Source organism: Desulfatiglans sp. (assembly GCA_012513605.1).
Classification (GTDB): domain Bacteria; phylum Desulfobacterota; class DSM-4660; order Desulfatiglandales; family HGW-15; genus JAAZBV01.
In genome coordinates, this window is record JAAZBV010000043.1 from 20,364 (window position 1) to 39,425 (window position 19,062).

14 protein-coding genes are annotated in these 19,062 nt (G+C 43.1%); 5 read left to right on the top strand and 9 right to left on the bottom strand.

Annotated elements, in window-relative coordinates; genetic code table 11:
- Positions 1-18 precede the first annotated feature (18 nt).
- The 3 genes from mgtE to GX654_05995 all read right to left on the bottom strand — a co-directional run bounded on the left by mgtE (position 19) and on the right by GX654_05995 (position 3,079).
- Complete coding sequence (mgtE, locus tag GX654_05985; GenBank protein NLD36403.1) at positions 19-1,374, bottom strand: magnesium transporter; 1,356 nt, start codon at positions 1,372-1,374, stop codon at positions 19-21.
- Between the two features lie 21 nt (positions 1,375-1,395).
- Complete coding sequence (locus GX654_05990) at positions 1,396-2,388, bottom strand: exopolyphosphatase (protein ID NLD36404.1); 993 nt, start codon at positions 2,386-2,388, stop codon at positions 1,396-1,398.
- 295 nt (positions 2,389-2,683) lie between these two features.
- Positions 2,684-3,079, bottom strand: a complete 396-nt coding sequence (locus GX654_05995; protein NLD36405.1) for a DUF3568 family protein — start codon at positions 3,077-3,079, stop codon at positions 2,684-2,686.
- A 201-nt stretch (positions 3,080-3,280) separates the two neighbouring features.
- Here GX654_05995 and ileS point away from each other — a divergent pair, with 201 nt between their 5' ends.
- From ileS to GX654_06010, 3 genes are all read left to right on the top strand, one after another.
- Positions 3,281-6,079 (top strand): isoleucine--tRNA ligase, encoded by a 2,799-nt coding sequence (ileS, locus tag GX654_06000; protein NLD36406.1) that lies wholly within the window; start codon positions 3,281-3,283, stop codon positions 6,077-6,079.
- Positions 6,079-6,843: a prolipoprotein diacylglyceryl transferase gene (gene lgt / locus GX654_06005; GenBank protein NLD36407.1), complete on the top strand. Its 765-nt coding sequence runs from the start codon at positions 6,079-6,081 to the stop codon at positions 6,841-6,843. The genes ileS and lgt overlap by 1 nt, the downstream gene beginning before the upstream one ends.
- Before the next feature lie 227 nt (positions 6,844-7,070).
- Positions 7,071-8,738, top strand: coding sequence for an OFA family MFS transporter (locus GX654_06010; protein NLD36408.1), 1,668 nt, complete (start codon positions 7,071-7,073; stop codon positions 8,736-8,738).
- A gap of 115 nt (positions 8,739-8,853) precedes the next feature.
- Here GX654_06010 and GX654_06015 read toward each other — a convergent pair whose 3' ends face one another.
- Genes GX654_06015 through crcB form a run of 5 tightly spaced genes read right to left on the bottom strand, consistent with a single transcriptional unit; the run spans position 8,854 to position 13,262 of the window.
- Positions 8,854-9,606 (bottom strand): hypothetical protein, encoded by a 753-nt coding sequence (locus GX654_06015; GenBank protein NLD36409.1) that lies wholly within the window; start codon positions 9,604-9,606, stop codon positions 8,854-8,856.
- Between the two features lie 45 nt (positions 9,607-9,651).
- Positions 9,652-10,926 carry a phosphopyruvate hydratase gene (gene eno, locus GX654_06020; protein NLD36410.1) on the bottom strand — a complete coding sequence of 425 codons (1,275 nt, stop codon included), beginning with the start codon at positions 10,924-10,926 and terminating at the stop codon, positions 9,652-9,654.
- A 26-nt stretch (positions 10,927-10,952) separates the two neighbouring features.
- Positions 10,953-11,549 (bottom strand): MFS transporter, encoded by a 597-nt coding sequence (locus GX654_06025; protein ID NLD36411.1) that lies wholly within the window; start codon positions 11,547-11,549, stop codon positions 10,953-10,955.
- Between the two features lie 49 nt (positions 11,550-11,598).
- Positions 11,599-12,873: a CBS domain-containing protein gene (locus GX654_06030; protein NLD36412.1), complete on the bottom strand. Its 1,275-nt coding sequence runs from the start codon at positions 12,871-12,873 to the stop codon at positions 11,599-11,601.
- An 11-nt stretch (positions 12,874-12,884) separates the two neighbouring features.
- Positions 12,885-13,262 carry a fluoride efflux transporter CrcB gene (gene crcB / locus GX654_06035; GenBank protein NLD36413.1) on the bottom strand — a complete coding sequence of 126 codons (378 nt, stop codon included), beginning with the start codon at positions 13,260-13,262 and terminating at the stop codon, positions 12,885-12,887.
- 435 nt (positions 13,263-13,697) lie between these two features.
- Here crcB and GX654_06040 point away from each other — a divergent pair, with 435 nt between their 5' ends.
- The gene (locus GX654_06040; GenBank protein NLD36414.1) at positions 13,698-17,786 is read left to right on the top strand and encodes a response regulator; all 4,089 of its coding nucleotides are present in this window, start codon (positions 13,698-13,700) and stop codon (positions 17,784-17,786) included.
- Positions 17,787-17,891: 105 nt separating this feature from the next.
- Complete coding sequence (locus GX654_06045; protein ID NLD36415.1) at positions 17,892-18,281, top strand: response regulator; 390 nt, start codon at positions 17,892-17,894, stop codon at positions 18,279-18,281.
- Between the two features lie 15 nt (positions 18,282-18,296).
- Here the strand turns inward: GX654_06045 and GX654_06050 are convergent, their stop codons facing one another.
- Positions 18,297-18,923 (bottom strand): phosphotransferase, encoded by a 627-nt coding sequence (locus tag GX654_06050; GenBank protein ID NLD36416.1) that lies wholly within the window; start codon positions 18,921-18,923, stop codon positions 18,297-18,299.
- Positions 18,924-19,062: the final 139 nt, after the last annotated feature.

Sequence of the window (19,062 nt, forward strand, 5' to 3'; positions counted from 1 at the left end):
CGCATAACAGGGGTCGGGTCAGGCGAGTTTAAGAAAAACTGTCACAAGGCCAAGATATATAAGCAGGCTAAGGATATCATTGGTTGTTGTTACAAATGGGCCAGTTGCCAGGGCCGGGTCAATATTTATCCTTTTGAGCACCAGAGGAACTGCTGCGCCAATAAAGCCTGATATTATTATTATCATCATGAGGGAAACGGCTATCACAAGGCCCAGGCCAATGTTTCCGACCCAGAAATATACAACTATACCCAGCAATACCCCGCATATCAGGCCATTTGCCATCGCTACTTTCATCTCGACCCATAACCTTTTCCAGACATCCACCAGACTTATATCGCCTGTTGCAAGGCCCCTTACTGCTACTGTAGATGCCTGAGTGCCGGTATTTCCACCCATTGCCATGATAACAGGGAAAAAGAAGGCCAGTGCTATCAGTTTTTCAATCGAATGTTCAAACCGGTTGATCACAGCTGCTGCCAGCAGCCCTCCGAAAAGCCCTGCAATCAACCAGGGAAGCCTTGCCTTTGAGATCTTTATATATGAATCCTCTGTAATCTCCTGATGCATAACACCGGCCATAAGGGATATGTCTTCATCCGTCTCCTCTTCAAGAACATCAATAATGTCATCATGAGTAATGCGCCCTACAAGCCGGTTATATTCATCAACTACCGGTATGGCTACAAGGTCATATTTTTTAAAGAGCTGTGCTACCTCTTCCTGGTCACGGTTTACATCAACCGATATGATCTCGGTATTCATGATTTCACGTATCAATCTTTCAGAGGGTTCCAAGATCAGGTCCTTCATCGAAACAACACCGACAAGCTTCCCGAAATCATCCACCACCCAGAGATAATAAAGGTTTTCCACCTCCTCTCTTTTTGACTTTATTATTTCAATAGCCTCCCTGATGGTACAATGGTCTTTAACTGCAACATATTCAAGCGCCATGATGCCGCCAGCGCTATCTTCATCATAGGGTAAAAGTTTTTCAAGGTCATCAGAGACTGTGTCATCAAGGGTCTCTATAATGTCCTTTGCCCTTTCGGCTGGCAGGTCGCCTACCAGGTCTGCTGCATCATCCGAATCAAGTTCCTGAACAATCTCTGTAATGGCCTTGTTGTCAAGATCATGAATAATACTTTCCTGTATCGGGGCCTCTATCTCAATGAGCACCTCTCCGGCACCCTCAGGCTCAAGCATTTCAAAGAGATAAATCCTCTCTTCCTGTTTCAGGTGTTCGATCAGGTCTGCAAGGTCAGCAGGGCGCAGGTTATCTATGAGTTTTGAAAGGTACTTGCTGTTCCTGTCATTGATTGAACTTTTGACTTCAGATATCAGTTTTTCATCTATTATATTTGACTGCATTCCCTTTTAACTGCTCCTCTCTTATATGCTCCTGAGTTTCGCGATAATAAACTGGGCAAAATCAACCCCGTCAGGCACATCTTTTTCCAAATTGGCAAGGGGGACTTCTGCCCTGGCAGCGCTCTTGTGCCCTCCAGCAGATCCATACTCCCCAAAGAGCCTGTTTGCCAGTTTGCCTGCATCATACCTGAAGCCTGCATTCCTGAAAATTATTATAAGCTTTTTCCCGCTTATCCCTGCTGCCACTGACCATGTCACATCTGCCATCTTGATAAAAAAATCGGCTATCATTACAAGTGTATCGGGGTTATCCACAACTCCCATTGGTATAAAGACCCTGTCTTTTATGAAAATGCAATTACCCATTGCCTTTTTATAACTCTCCAGGGTCTTTCTGGTAAGTTCAGATGACTCGATCTTTTTTATATTATTAGTATTAACGAACTGAAAAAGATACCGGAAGGCATTGATATCATTTTGTGTTGATTCTCTTGTGAAATTGTCGGTATCTGTCTTTATCCCGTAGAAAAGGGCTGTTGCAAGTCTTGGTGAAGGCTTTATGCCTGCTGCACGGAGATATTCTGTAAGTATGGTTGAGGTTGCGCCATATTCCTCTTTAATATCCATAAACATGGCCTTTGACTGTGCTATAAAAGGGTGGTGATCAATAACAATATCATACTCATATTTGCTTAACAGCTCACCATGTGAAGGCTGCGAGTCTACCAGTGCAAACTTTGTCACCTCCTCCGGGTTCATCTTTCTGATATGCCTCTGATCAAGTTTAAGCAGGTTAATCATGGCAAGGTTGTCATCTCTTTTGATGATGTTGGTATGATAGATATTTATTTTTCGCACTCTTCTCCAGAATATCCTTTTAAGCGCCATGGCGCTTGCCATTGCGTCAGGATCAGCATTCATAATGATTGCCAGCACATCATTCTGCCCGACAACATTCATGAGCAGTCGAATTCTGTCTGCAACAGATGTGGACCTGGGAAAGGGGTTTTCCATTAATACCTGCAAGTTTTTATCGGGCATTGTTTTATTCTTAGAAAAATTTTATGAATAATTATTTTATATTAACTTAAATCAAGGAGGCTTAAATATCAATGTTTTAATGCTTTCTTATGTTTTTTGTGAAGATTGCCAAATAAAGAAAAGAAGTATGATGCGTATTTTATTGATAAAACCGGTGCACAGGGCATAGCCATTAAACAAGAATATCCTGCTTTAAACGCGAGGGAGCCCGGTGTTAAAACTGTTCTGGTTAGAGATACCAGAACTGTCTTACACCTGCCACTACCTGTTATTTATTAAACAGATAGTCGCTGATCTTGTCTTTTATCTTATTGCTTGCAGCCTCATCGCCCATGAGGCCAACGCGTATGGTTACCTCAGTCTCTTCTACTGAATGATACTTGAAGGAGAGCTTGATCTGATCCTTTATTGAACCTGTGGTTACTATTTTCCCTGATGTGAGTTTCCTTTGCCTTTCATATATCTGATATTCAAGATTTTCCATGGCCGATATGGATGCATCAAATGTTTTTTCCAGTGAAGCAGGGTATATAACAACGAGTTTGCCATCATAATATTTGTAGCCGCCCAGCCCTATAGCTGCCCCGCCAATAAAGGCCACAGGAGCGCAGGAAGAGAGGACAATTGAAATCATAACAGCAAGTATACAAAATTTTTTACACATTATATTTTCTCCTTTTTTGGGGTAGAGGGTATTTTCAAACCGATTATTTTCAATATAAATAATAGTTATAATATTCGATGTCAATATATCTTATAATATATCGATTTCAAGATTAATGTCATTTAATCAACATATTGGTTTGACTTGGATTATCTCTTTTGGTAATCAAGTCCTTTATTTGTAAATGGAGGAAAGCTAGAAATGGATTATAAAACAACTCTGAATTTGCCCAATACCGAATTTCCGATGAAGGCAAACCTGGTCACAAAGGAGCCTGAGATAATCAGCAGATGGAGATCCGAAGGGCTTTACAATATTATCAGGCGCCAGTCAAAAGAGAAAAAGAAATACATGCTTCATGATGGACCGCCCTATGCAAATGGTCACATACATATGGGCCATGCCCTTAATAAGATTCTAAAAGACATCATTATCAAATCAAAGCAGATGTCAGGCTTTGATGCCCCCTATGTCCCTGGGTGGGACTGTCATGGTCTTCCTATTGAACATATGGTTGACAAGGAACTCGGCAGCAAGAAAAGGGAGATGTCACAGGTAGATATCAGGAAATTCTGCAGGCAGTATGCTTTAAAATATGTGAATATCCAGAGTGAAGAGTTTGAACGCCTTGGTGTGACCGGGGAATGGGATAATCCTTACCTTACAATGGACTATTCATATGAGGCCACCATAGTAAGGGAGTTCGGAAGATTTGCCCTTAATGGCGGGCTCCAACGGAGTAAAAAGCCGGTCTACTGGTGCAGTTCATGCCACACAGCCCTTGCCGAGGCAGAGGTGGAATATGAAGATGACAAGTCTCCTTCAATCTATGTAAAGTTTCCGGTTGTCTCTGACATATCTCAGGCCCTGCCATCATTAAAGGGTAAAAACCTCTTTTTTGTCATATGGACAACAACCCCCTGGACAATCCCTGCCAACCTTGCCATAGCGCTTAACCCTGAGCTGGATTATGTTGCGGCTGAGATTGAAAATGGCGAAGTCTTTATACTGGCTGAAGGGCTTTTAACAGACTGTATGGCCCTGTTCGGCTATGAGAAATACTGCATACTTGAAAAATTTAGACCGGCAGTTCTTGAAAATATGAAGGCAAGGCACCCGCTGTATGACCGTGATTCGCTTGTTGTACTGGCCGATTATGTCACACTGGATGCAGGTACAGGGTGCGTCCATACTGCCCCCGGGCACGGGCGTGAGGACTATGAAACAGGCCTTAGATACGGTCTTGAAATCTACTCACCGGTGGATGCCACAGGCCATTTTACCCCTGATGTGGAGTTTTTTGCGGGTAAAGAGGTCTTTTCTGCAAATAATGAGGTGAAAGAGAAACTGGAGAGTGTAGGCGCGCTTATCAGGGAAAAGACAATAACACACGAATATCCCCATTGCTGGCGCTGCAAAAAACCGATTATCTTCAGGGCTACTGAACAGTGGTTCATATCCATGGAAAAGAATGACCTGAGGAAAAAGGCCCTTACCGAGATAAAAAAGGTGGCATGGATACCTACATGGGGCGAAGAGCGCATATCCCTCATGATAGCAAAGCGGCCTGACTGGTGTATATCAAGGCAGCGCACCTGGGGAGTCCCCATTACAGTGCTCTTCTGTAAAGATTGCGGAAAGATTGTTATCTCAAAAGAGATAATCGATCATATTGTAAATCTTGTTGAAAAACACGGGGCAGACATATGGTTTTCCGAACCTGAAGAAAGACTTGTCCCTGAAGGCGCCTGCTGCCCCGGTTGCGGCAGTAGGAATTTCAAAAAGGAGACTGATATACTTGATGTATGGTTTGACTCAGGCGTAAGCCATGCAGCGGTTATGGAACAGAGGGAGTATCTGTCAAGCCCTTCTGATCTTTATCTTGAGGGAAGTGATCAGCACAGGGGATGGTTCCACAGCTCTCTCCTCTGCTCAGCAGGCACAAGGGGAGTTGCCCCATATAAGAGTGTGCTTACCCACGGGTTTGTAGTGGATGGCAAGGGCAAGGCCATGCATAAGTCTGCTGGGAATGTTATTGCCACTGAGACAATGATTAAGAAATATGGGGCAGAGATACTGAGGTTGTGGGTAGCCGGTGAAGACTATCGTGATAACATAAGGGTATCAGAGGAGATCATGACGCGTCTTACAGAGGCATACAGACGCATCAGGAATACCTGCCGGTTTCTCTTAGGTAATCTTGACGGTTTTGACCCTGAAAAGGACATTGTTCCATATGCTGAGATGTTTGAGATAGACAAATGGGCACTTCACAAGCTCCAGGATATGAATGAAAGGGTACTTAAAGGGTATGAATCCTTTGAATTTCATATTATCTATCATACCCTGCATAATTTCTGTGTATTGGATCTCTCATCCTTTTACCTGGATATTATAAAGGACAGGCTATATGTCTCTCCTCCGGGCTCTATTGCACGCAGGTCTGCGCAGACAGCCATGCAGGAGATACTCGATGTCATGGTAAGGCTTATGGCCCCCATACTCTCATTTACAGCAGATGAGATCTGGCAGTACAGGAGCAGGTCTGATAAATTTACAAGCGTCCATACAAGCCAGTTTATCCCCGTGAAGGAGGAATACAGGGACAGGGGACTGAACGAACGATGGGAGAAGATAATCAGACTCAGGAAAGAGGTAACAAAGGCCCTTGAAATCGCAAGAAGGGACAAGCTAATCGGTCATTCGCTTGATGCAACTGTCACCCTTGAGCTGCCTGATGAATACACAGAATTTCTAGTGCCATATATGAATGACCTTTCATCCATATTTATTGTATCTTCAGTAAAAACTGGGAATACAGAAAGTGACGGGTGTTATGCAAGTGATGAGATCCAGGGGCTCAGGGTCAAGGTTGAACCATCAGCAGATGTCAAATGTGAAAGGTGCTGGGTGCATGACCCTACTGTTGGGAAATATCATGATCACCCGTGTATCTGCGAAAGATGCTATGATGCACTGAAACAGATGGGATTAAAATAATGCATCCTGAACTTTTCAGCATCGGTCCCCTGACCTTACGAACCTACGGGCTTTTTGTTGCCCTGGGCTGCCTGGCTGGCCTTGCTACCGCCATAAGGCTTGGTAAATCAAAAGGCCTTGATTCAAATATAATTCTTGATATGGGCTTTATTATTATATTAAGCGCATTGATCGGTTCCAGACTCCTCTACATTATAATCAATTTACCAAATTACCTTGCAAATCCTCTGGATATGTTAAAAATCTGGGAAGGGGGGCTTGTTTTTTCTGGAGGGCTTATTGCTGTAATTATCGTTGTCCTTTTTTATATCAGAAAATACAATTATAATATCTGGACAATAGGCGACCTCTGGTCTCCAGCAGCCTCTATAGGCGAAGGGATCGGGAGAATTGGCTGCTTTTTTGCGGGTTGCTGTTATGGAAGGCACTGTGATCTTCCCTGGGCAGTTACCTTTACAGACCCAAAGACCATAGCAATACCAGATATCCCGCTTCACCCCACTCAAATTTATTCCTTTTTAAGCGGTATGATCATTTTTGCTGTTTTGATGGTAATTCACTCAAAAAGAAAATATGAGGGGCAGGTTTTTTTGTGGTTCCTCATTTTGCACAGCACGGCAAGGCTCTTTCTTGAACAATTCAGGGGTGATTCCCGTGGTTCTGTGTTTAACGATACCCTTACAATGACACAGCTTGTTGCCCTCATAATCTTGTTTGGAGCAGTTGCCATGCTTTTCAGACAAAGGGCTGTTTTAAAAAAATAAAGCATGGTCATATAATAAAATCTCCCTATTTTATATGGATCAGGCACTGCCCCCTTTTCATGGATGATAAATCTCCCACAAAGAAGCAGGAATTTTATGTTGACATAAAAGGCCGAACTTCCTATAGTTCTGGCCTCAAAAAGGAAATTATTGCCAATTGTTGGTGATAATTTTCTGCTGCTACAGATGTAGTTTAGAGATTTTTTTATATATAAAGGAAGGTCAACATGTTTAATTATGAATTCTTAAAAAAGGAGCACACCATTGCGGGTCCTGGTTTCAACCGCTGGATGGTTCCTCCTGCGGCACTGGCCATCCATTTGTGCATAGGAATGGCATATGGGTTTTCTGTATTCTGGCTTCCCCTCTCACAGGTAATAGGCATAACTGCCCCGGTAGCTGCCCCGGCAGACATGAGTTATATTGCCAGGGTATTTTCATCATCCTATGACTGGCCTGTTTCCATGGTCAACATAATGTACACACTGTTTTTCGTATTCCTGGGTATTTCTGCCGCCATATGGGGACAATGGCTTGAAACAGCAGGGCCACGCAAGGCAGGTTTTGCTTCAACAATATGCTGGTGCGGTGGTCTTATAATATCAGCAATCGGTGTAAAACTTCACCAGGTATGGATGCTCTGGATAGGTTCAGGTGTTATAGGCGGTATTGGTCTCGGGCTTGGGTATATCTCACCTGTCTCCACGCTGATAAAATGGTTCCCTGATAAGCGTGGTATGGCCACAGGAATGGCGATCATGGGCTTTGGCGGAGGCGCAATGATAGGTGCACCTCTTGCTGATACACTTATGAACTTTTTTTCCTCAAGGTCAGTCGATGCAGCCGGAATCCCGACCTCCGTTGGCGTATGGGAGACATTCCTGACCCTTGCTGTTATATATTTTATATATATGATTATGGGTGCTATGGCCTACAGGGTCCCTCCGACCGGATGGACGCCAAAAGGGTGGAAACCCTCTGCTGCGACTACAAATAACACCATGATTACAAAAAACCATGTCCATGTCAGCAGGGCATGGAAAACGCCTCAGTTCTGGTTTTTGTGGCTGGTTTTATGCCTTAATGTATCAGCCGGTATCGGTATCATCGGTATGGCATCTCCTCTTTTGCAGGAGGTTTTTGGTGGAAAGCTGCTCGGTCTCAATCTGCACTTTAATGAACTTGATGCAGCCCAGAAAATACAGATAGCTGCAATTGCTGCAGGATTTACAGGGCTTTTATCTGTATTCAATATATCCGGCCGTTTTATCTGGGCATCATTTTCAGATGTAATAGGACGTAAAGTAACCTTTGCTATTTTTTTCATACTGGGATTTGCATTATATGCACTCTCTCCAACTTTTGGCAGGGTAGGCATACTTGCTCTGTTTGTCAGCGCTTTCTGTATATGCGTGTCTATGTATGGCGGAGGATTTGCCACAATACCTGCATATCTGGCTGATATCTTCGGCACCCAGATGGTAGGGGCTATTCACGGACGCCTCCTTACCGCATGGTCTACCGCTGGTATCTTAGGCCCGGTGCTGGTGACCACCATACGTGAATACCAGCTTGCCAGGGGAGTTCCTACCTATCAGGCATATAATGTAACACTTTATATCCTTGCATGCCTTCTTGTTATAGGGCTTATCTGCAACCTGCTTGTTCGTCCTGTTAACCCGAAGCATTACATGACACAGGAAGAGCTGGATAAGGTTAAGCTTGTTGCCCAAAAATCAACAGAAAAGGCAAGCGCTGGAAACCGTGTTGACATGGGAGATATTGGTGCCGGAAGCCACAAGGTAAAGATTGCATTTGCATGGATTGCTGTTGTTATTCCTCTGATATATGGTTTTTATAATACTGTAATGAAGGCAATAGTATTGTTTCAGTAATTTTTTGACATATCCTGATCAACTGTCAACACATCAGGAATTGATTATAATAAAAAAGGCCATATTAAATATGGCCTTTTTTATTAATGCTACATATTTTTTGATCTATACCCTTTTAAAAAAGAACAGCCTCAATTTTGGGTATAAGGTTATTAAAGTCTATATACTTTTCAAGTTTCTCATTCCTCACCTCACCTTTCTCATAACATGGGCCAAAATGGAGATTGATCTTTATTTCTTTTTCACTGCAATATTTCATTAGCGACCACTTTGTCATGCTCCCAATAAGCATAGCGCCTGTTTTTGATCCCCATTCAAAATGGGGGCCGTCACCTCCGCTGTCTCCAATAATAATCACCCTGCCAGGCATCAGACCGAGGGACTGCATGAGTTTTGCGGTGTTTAAGGGTTTGTCCTGTGTTTCTGTCAGATCATGCCACTCACAATTAATATTTTTATTTTCCTTAAATTTTATAGCAGGGTTGGCCGAGATAACCGGTACTACCGGCAAGCGCCCTTTGCTGAACGCACGCTGAAAATATCCCTGCATTCCAGTGGAGTTGATCATGAAAAAGATATCCCTCTTATTGCACCATTTGATTAAATTAGCCACACCTTGATAGGTTGAAAAGCATTCATCAAGATAATTGTCCATCTGCGCTTCAGTAATTGGCTGCGGTAAGAGGGCTGCTATTTGCCTGTATGCCTCGGACAGGGGAATAACGTTGCCTGTGTATGCCCTGAATATCTTTTCTATATCCGGTTCCAGGTTCGGATATGTAAAAGAGACAACATCAAAAGGCCCTGAAGGTGAAAGGCATTCGCTCCAGTCAGAGGAGATAAGGGCTCTGTATTTCCTGTTTTTCATTTTTATTCCTTTATACTTACATCCCACTCAAGTCCAGACTTTATATCATTTCAGCGGGTTATTAAACAGGGCGGCCTTTCCCAGTTCCATTTCTATTTCCATCAACCTGTTGTATTTGGCTATGCGTTCACTGCGGCAGAGAGAGCCTGTTTTTATCTGGCCTCCGCCCATAGCCACGGCAAAGTCAGAGATAAAATGGTCTTCTGTCTCGCCTGAACGATGAGAGATTACATAACCCCACCCCGCTTTTCTACAGAGCTGTATAGCCTCAATGGTTTCAGTTACAGTCCCGATCTGATTCAGCTTGATCAGAACAGCATTGGTAGAGGTTTCCTGAATGCCGCGCTCAATAAATCTTGTATTGGTCACATACAGATCGTCTCCAACGATCTGAACCCTGCTTCCAAGAGATGCTGTATGCTCCTTGAATCCCTGCCAGTCATTTTCATCAAGGCCGTCTTCTATGGAAATTATTGGGTACTTATCTGTCCAGGATCGATAAAGGGCAGTCATCTCAGAGCTGCTTTTTATCCCCTGACCCGACTTTGCAAGATTATAAGAACCCTTTTCAAAAAATGAGCTTGCAGCAGGGTCAAGGGCAATGGCAATATCCTTTCCGGGCTGGTAGCCTGCCGCCTTTATGGCCTCTACAATAACTTCGCATGCCTCATCATTGCTTTTAAGGTTAGGCGCAAACCCTCCCTCATCGCCCACGCTTGTATTGTATCCCTTCTTTTTAAGGATTGATTTGAGTGCATGGAAAGTCTCTGCGCCGTAACGCAGGGCCTCTGCGAAACTTGGGGCGCCAACAGGCGCAACCATGAATTCCTGAAAGTCCACGCTGTTATCTGCATGCTTTCCGCCATTAAGGATATTCATCATTGGCATGGGAATCCTGAATGCCCCTGGACCTCCGAGATAAATGTAGAGCGGGAGCCCAGCCTCAGCAGCAGCGGCGCGTGAAACCGCCATTGAAACGCCGAGGATGGCATTTGCTCCCAGCTTGCCCTTGTTGGGTGTGCCATCCAGGCCAATCAACATCCGGTCTATCTGGGTCTGGTGAGATGGCTCCATCCCAATAATATGAGGCGCTATAACCTCATTAACATTTTTTACAGCCTTTAAGACCCCCTTACCTCCGTAACGTTTTTTATCGCCATCACGGAGTTCAACCGCCTCGTTCTCGCCTGTAGAGGCGCCTGATGGAACAGAGGCCGAAGCAATTAATTTATTTTCAAGAGAAACAAACACCTTTATTGTAGGGTTTCCTCGTGAATCAAGAATCTCCATTGCGTTAACATTATTTATTTTACTGCCCATAGTTAATCCTCCTTTTAATTTATTTTTTATAAGTCATGATCAGCTTTTTCTAATGAAGAAACTCGCGCCATTGCCAGCACACCTGCAATGCAGACGATAAAGGCATATGCAAACCCCCATGATGCGCCAACCGCTGTCCAGAGTATGCCTACAATGAGGCTTGAAGTAAAATCACCAAACCCGTTCACCACACCTAATATGCCATAGGCAGTCCCGGCAATGGTGTCATCAACATAATCCCTTACCGCTATACCTTCCACCGTATCCTCCCATGCTATGAAGATACCCGCAAGGCTGAAAAAGATGATAAACCACCAGATGGAGCCTACAACAAAGGTGAAACCGGCAAAGGTTATCACCGCTACGCCATACCCTGTTGCCAGATAGCGGGACCTTGTAAAGCGGCTGCTCAGTGCGCCAATGGGATAGGAGGCAATAGTGTAAACAACATTACGCAGGAGATATAAGAGAGCTACCACTCTTGTGACCCCTATAGCCTGCATGAATTGCGGGAGGATGGATGTCGCCATTTCGTGGCAGAAATCACTCAGGAAACTGGTAAGCCCGAATGCAACCACATTTCGATTACACCATTTTCTTTTGCATAAAGAGATATCATCCATTTTCACTGTTCCTGTTCAGTCTTAAAAACAGATTTATATATAGTTGAATTCAAAAACCGGTGCGCAGCAAAGAATCCCGGCTGATCATACCCTTAAACCTGCCTTCTGAATCTATAACCGGCAATCTTTTTAATCCCTTTTCAACCATCAGCCTGATGGCATCTTCGATCAGCATCTCATCATCAACAGTGATCAGTTTTTTTGTCATGACCGCCTCAGCAGTGGTTTTTGTCAATTGCTGTTGTAGGGTCCCTGTCTTGGCAGCATCCGGTTTAAAAGTCTGCTTTATTTTGGTTAAAAGATGCCAGATCTTTTCCTGATCCGGTTTGAAATACCGCAATAAATCCCGGTCAGAGATCAAACCCAGAAGCTTTTCCTGCTCATCGACCACCGCCACCCTCTGGATATCATTGAGGCCTATAATTCGAATCACCTCATCCAGGGTTGTTTTGGCTAATACTGTCTGTGTATCCCGGCGCAGGATATCTCTTACATGCTTCAGGTGTTGTACCTCTATTTTTTGGGCCTTAAAGGTATTCCAGTCAGGGGCCTCACGCATAACAGTGTGAAAAATATCGATCCGTGACAACATCCCAACAAGTGAACCTTCAGAATCAGTAACTGGCAGGCGTTTTACCTTTTTGTTTTCCATTAATTCTACCGCTTCAGTAAGGAGTTTATCTGCTGAGATAGTGATCACAGGGGTAGTCATTATTTCTGAGACATATCGTGAACAAAGTCGGTTGATCAATGATTCCCGGCAGTTATTGTCTGATTCCTTTAACAGCCCCAACCTCACGGGTAATCCGCCCTTGTAGATTAGGTCTCCCTGGGTGACCATACCTATTGGCCTCTTTTTCTCATCGATTACCGGCAGGCCCGTGAAGACATAAGAAAGCAATAAACGTGTTGCATCACTTAATGATGTATCGGCAGTAACATATCTGGGGGAATTTGTCATAACATCACGGACTAATAATTGCCTGGGGAAAAATGATTTGCGTGTCCTATGGCTGATAACGCTCATTTCATGCAGGGTTATGATTCCATCTGTGACCATTTCATTGAGCCCGTTTAATACGCGGTCTGTTTCAGCTGCTGGAAGGATTATATAAATTCGAACAGGCAGGTTGAATGAAAGGATTTCAAGCCGAGTGGTTGTCAACTCACCATTTTCATAACACCCTGCTACACCACGTGTGATAATGCACCGGGCAGCAATCTTGAGCTCCTTGATATACTGCATAACCGCGTCAGACAAAGGCTTCTTAAGGTAACGGGCCTCCTCGCTTGTAAAGATTTCAATAGCCCTGTAATTGAGCATCATTCCCTCCATTATTTAAGGCTTCCAAGCCAATAACCAAGAAAGGTTAATCCAAAACCACCCAGATTATTTATCATGATATTCATAATGGGTTGAATCGTAAGACCAGCACGGACAGCATTTGTTGTTTCCAGTGAAAAAGAGGAAAATGTGGTCAGCGCACCCAAAAACCCGGTGATAAGAAAAAGACGAACGCTCGGGGTAAGTAAGCGGACACTCTCTGCAAGGGCAAAAATCAGCCCTATTAAAAAACAGCCTGCCATATTCACAATAAGTGTACCCCATGGGAAGTTCACTCCCCATGTCTTAGCAGCCATTAGCCCGATCAGGTACCGGCATACCGCTCCCAGGCTGCCTCCCAACATAATGATTATAAGATTTTTAACCATTTGCATCTCAATATAAAAGGCTTTCATCATAAAAACAAAAAACCGCTTACAGGCATCTTTATAAACATCCTACCATGCATCTCTGCCGATAGGAGTCATCAGCTCTACCCGAGCGGTTATATGGGGGACCCCATCCCCTGATTTTTGTCAAATATATTCTATATTCTTTGATTAAAGCAACCTAAAAAACAGAGGTTCAGTTAAATTAAACAGGCCACATTAAATATGGTTTTTTCCGGTAAGTCAAAATTTTGGCTTAGATATGGCCTTTTTATCTCTCTTTTCAATTTGTATTTATTAATCATCCATAACATTTTATTATTACAACTGATTTTAGAGCTTTCAGGTGGCATTGAAATTGCAAATTTGAATCAGGTCTTCTGAATTAATATTTATTCTAAAACTACCAGTTTTAGAAAGGTGTGATGCCCTTATATGAATGCAAAAGATCAAAAATCTGAAGGCGGTAAGTGGTCACGTCTTGCAATAGCGATGATTATTGCACTCCTCTCCGGTGCGTTTATGGTCTTCCAGATCATTGCCTGGAAAGACCGGGAGATGCGGGATGACCATCTGGATAATGCCAGGATCGTTTCACAAACATTTGATATTGCCAAAATATTGGCCCTAACCGGCACAGGGGCAGATATTGGTACCCCACAATATATAAGGCTGAAGGCACAGCTCGCAGCAATAAAAGGAAGTGATTCAAGATATAGGTTTGTCTATCTAATGGGGCAGTTGCCTGATGGAAAGGTGTTTTTTTATGCTGACAATGAACCGGCTGGTTCTTCAGATGAATCGCCTGCTGGTCAGATATTCGATGAAGTGACAGAGGCAGATATGGTTGCCTTTAATCAGAAGAAGGCAACTATTGTCGGCCCCCAGACCGATAGATGGGGAAGATGGATGTCAGCCCTTATTCCACTGGTAGACCCGGAATCTGAGAGGCTTGTAGCTGTGGTGGGTATGGATATTGATGCTGATGACTGGAACAGCATTCTGTTCAAGACAGCCCTGGTGCCCTCATTTTATATAATTATTCTGATGGCAGTTATTTTTATCTGCATAATACTGCTATGGCACAGGGCAAGGTTTGATTCTCCTGCACACTGGATGTCACATATAGAAACCATGTTTATTTCAGCCACAGGGATCATCCTGACCCTTTTATCCTGCCACATACTCAATGAACAGGAAGGCCTTGACCATAGAAAAGCCTTTAAGCAGCTGGCATCAATCAAGACAGGCGCAATAGCTGAGATGATGCGTGATCTTCAGAATATTCAGTTAGAGGGCCTTGCAAGGTTTTGTTCAGGTGTTGACCATATTGAACAGATTGATTTTTCAAACTATACGGAATATTTGCTTGAAAAAAAATGGGTTCAGGCCTGGGAATGGATTCCTGTTGTGCCTGATATTGAGAAGGAAAATTTTGAACAGAACATAGAGGCTTCAGGATCAAAATATTTCCGCATCTGGCAGAGAGATGAGAACCGTAACAGGGCGCCTGCCAGTGGGCGAAATGAGTATTTTCCTGTTGTTAACATAATGCCCCTCAAAGGCAATGAAGATGCCGTGGGTTTTGATCTGGGTTCAGAGGCCTTACGCCGCAAGGCATTGGAAGAGGCTGCATTAACAGGGTTTGTCACTGCAACAGACCCCCTCACCCTTATCCAGGAAAAGGAAACTCAAAAGGGGATACTGGTCTTTCGTCCTCTATTTAATCATAAAATCCAGGGTCAGGTTAGGGGATATGCAGCGGCTGTTATAAGGATGGGCTCCTTTTTAAAATATGTATCGTCTGATGCATCTGTTCTCCTTGAATTGTCCATGCTTTATCCTGATGGGAATTCTATTCAACTCGCAGGGGCTATTAACGCCAGACCTTTTGAAATGTCAGGCACTGATCTAATGCGTCCGTTCTTTGCATTCGGACGTGTCTTTGCTATAACAGCGTATGCATCACCTGAATTCATCAGACTTCATCCAGCCCGAAGGGGGTGGATTGCATTAATTGTGGGGGGCATTATTACTTGTGCCCTTGTTATTATAATAAACCTGTTTGTGCGCCGAAGGGAATCACTTGAAAAACTGGTAATAGAGCGAACCTCAAGTCTTAAAAAGGAACAGGAGCGGCTTTCTAATGTAATAGAGGGCACCCATGCAGGCACATGGGAATGGAATGTCCAGACCGGTGAGATCAGGATAAATAAAATATGTGCTGAAATTATTGGTTACTCTATTGATGAGCTTGCGAATCTTGATTACAGGACAATGGTGAATCTGATGCATCCTGATGACCGCAAAAGATCAGGAGAGATTATTGAAGCCCATTTTAAAGGCGAAACCCCTTTTTATGTTAACGAATACAGAATGCAGCATAAAGATGGCCACTGGGTATGGATTCAGGTTCGCGGCAGGGTCATGACCCTGACCAGTGATGGAAAGCCGCTCATGATGTTTGGCACCCATATGAATATCACCCCCATCAAGGAGGTAGAGGAGGCGCTTGTCGAAACAAATGAACTGCTTGTCGAGGCGACCAATCAGGCTGAAAAGATGGCAGATGAGGCAAAACAGGCAACTATTGCCAAGAGCGAATTTCTTGCAAACATGAGCCATGAAATACGCACACCTATGAATGGTGTGATAGGCATGATAGAGCTCCTGCTTACCGCAAGGTTGACTGAAGAGCAGAATGAGTACCTTAAAATTATCCAGAATAGCGGAAATGCTTTGCTTGCAATAGTCAACGATATACTGGATTATTCGAAAATTGAGGCTGGCAGACTTGATCTTGAGACCATTGATTTTAACCTGAGGAGATTAACAGATGAGGTCAATGATCTTATGGCCCTGAGGGCTCAGGAAAAGGGGCTGGAATATCTTTCTGTTATAAAAGCTGATGTCCCATTGTTTTTGATAGGCGACCCTGTGAGATTACGTCAGATACTAATAAACCTGGTTGGAAATTCCATAAAATTTACCGAACAGGGTGAAGTGCTGATAGATATCTCACTTATGAGTGAAAATGAAACAGATGCCACTATAAGGTTTAGTGTCATTGATACAGGTATAGGTATACCCATTGATACACAGACCAGGATCTTTGAATCATTTTCACAGGCTGATGGTTCAACAACCCGAAAATATGGCGGCACAGGTCTTGGTCTTGCGATATCAAGGCAACTGGTAAAAATGATGAACGGAGAAATCGGCGTAGAAAGTGAACCGGGCAAGGGCTCCACATTCTGGTTCTATGCTGTTTTTAAAAAACAGCAAGGATGCACTGAAGTAAAACAGATAATGCAGGAGGAAATCCGGAAAAAACGAATCCTGATTATTGATAATAACAGTACAAGCAGAGAGATTTTACGGACATATCTTAAATCATGGGGGTGTCGTTTTGAAGAGGTATCTAATGGATCATCTGCACTGGAAGAACTTGGTGCGGCAGCAGGCAAAGATCTTTATAATATAGCCATTATAAATATGAATATGCCCGAAATGAACGGGGAGGAGCTGGCGCAAAAGATCAGAGAAAAAGAGGAGTTTAAAGATATTTTTCTGATTATGCTCTCCGCTCTGAATCAGCGTCATGATACGTTTGCGATAGATAAATTTGGCTTTACGGCCTATCTGAATAAGCCGGTTAAAAAGATGCAGTTATATAATTGCCTCTGTGCAGTATCAGGCGAACAGGGACAGGAAATTTCGGAACAGGTTAAAGGACGGAAACAGGACCTCCATATTTCAGCGGAAAGAAAGCGGCTGGCTAAAATCCTTCTGGCTGAAGATGATACTACGAACCAAAAGGTGGCAAAAGGTATACTTGAAAAACTGGGGTACTCGCTTGATATTGTCAGGAATGGAAAAGAGGCGATTAATGCACTGAAAAAGGTGCCTTATGATCTGGTGCTTATGGATTGCCAGATGCCTGAGATGGATGGCTATGAAGCAACAGGTATAATACGTAATCCTGATTCAGGAGTAATCAATAACAGTATTCCTGTTATTGCAATGACTGCCCACGCAATGGCAGGCGATCGTGAAAGGAGTCTTGCAGCAGGGATGGATGATTATGTAACCAAACCGATCAGGATGGATTCCATGTCTGCTGTCCTGAATAAGTGGTTGACACAATACAGTGTTATTAAAGATACACCTGTTGAGGCAAAGGAGGCTGAGGCTGATCCTGTATTTGATAAAGATATGCTGATGGCACGACTGGGATTTGATGACGTACTTGCTGATACTGTAATCAATGGTTTTCTTGAAGACATGCCAAAACAGATAAGAAAGCTTAAGAGACTTATTGATAATGGCAAAAGTGAAGAGGCAGGGTATCAGGCACACAGGATAAAGGGCGCTGCGGCAAGTATAGAAGGGCAGGCATTAAGGGCTGTAGCCTATGAAATGGAAAAGGCGGGGAAATCAGGCGATATGGATGGGCTTAAAAGACTTTTCCCTGAATTAAAAAAACAGTTTGCCATTTTGAAAAAGACAATGAAGAATAGTTAGCGTTCAGGTTTCTGTGAAAGACTTTTAAAATAAAGGTTTGGCTGACGGCTGATAGCTGAATGCTGACAGCTAATTTAAACAGTATAACTAATATAGGGGTGCATAATGGCAAAAGAAAAGATTTGGGTTCTTATTATTGAAGACGATATTACATCAAGGGGGATTCTTGCCAGCCTGTTAAAGAGAAAAGGGTTTGATATCATATGCGCAGATAATGGAAAGCATGCGCAAGATATATTAAAATATTGCTCACCTGATTTCATACTCCTTGATCTCATCATGCCAAAGATGCATGGCCAGGCATTCTTGAGCAAGCTAAGAGAAACTGACAAGGATACACCGGTAATTATTATGAGCGCCATTGATAACCAACCCGCCCTTGTAGCAACACTGGAGAGTATAGGTATACAGGGCTGGATGCCAAAGCCTGTTGACCCTGAGCTTGCAGCACAAAAGATTAAGGAGCTTGTTGAGGCAAAAACAAAGAGGGCTTGAATGAAAAATCAAATATCATTTTCTAAACACCTCATTAAGTGTTTCAGGCAGGCCGTGCTTTTTTACTGCCCTTTTCCAGCGGGCGAAATATTTATCCTTTAGTTTCTCTTTGCCTGCCTTAAACTTGCGCGCCTTATGGAAATCTATAATGAATACCTCATTGTTATCGTTAACAAGAATATTCCCCGGATGAAGATCCACATGGTATAATCCTGAATTCATCAGGATAGCAATTTGTCTTCTTATTTCATTCAGGAGTCTGGCTATTCTGGTTTCATCTTTTAAGCTGATTGCGGCAAGGGTCTCGCTGTTTTTTATCTCCTTTAAAACAAGCCATCCTCTGTAAAAAAGAGAACCCTTTGTTGCAAAAGCAACCGGTTCCGGGACATTAACCCCAGACTTTGATGCATTTATCAGTTGCTCAAACTCTATCCTGTTACAGGGCTTACCGGTTCTTATATATGTTCTTTCAATAAATAATCTTATAAGACCTCCACGGGTATTATACTTGATAACAACCGGCCCAAATCCCTCCAGCTCTAACCTTTTTATGGAGCCTCTTCCTCCGAGGATTTCATCTGTTTCAACATTGGGCTCATCAAATATTTTGATCAGTGTTTCAAGCTGAAGGTGATTCAGCATGGATAATGACCCAAACGAATATGATTTATATTTTTGTTTAATTATAGGGGCCATAATTATACATTCATTTGTTCGAATTGATTTTAGATATATTAAGTTTTAATACTTATTAACAACATATTCATGGGTGTCAGCTATC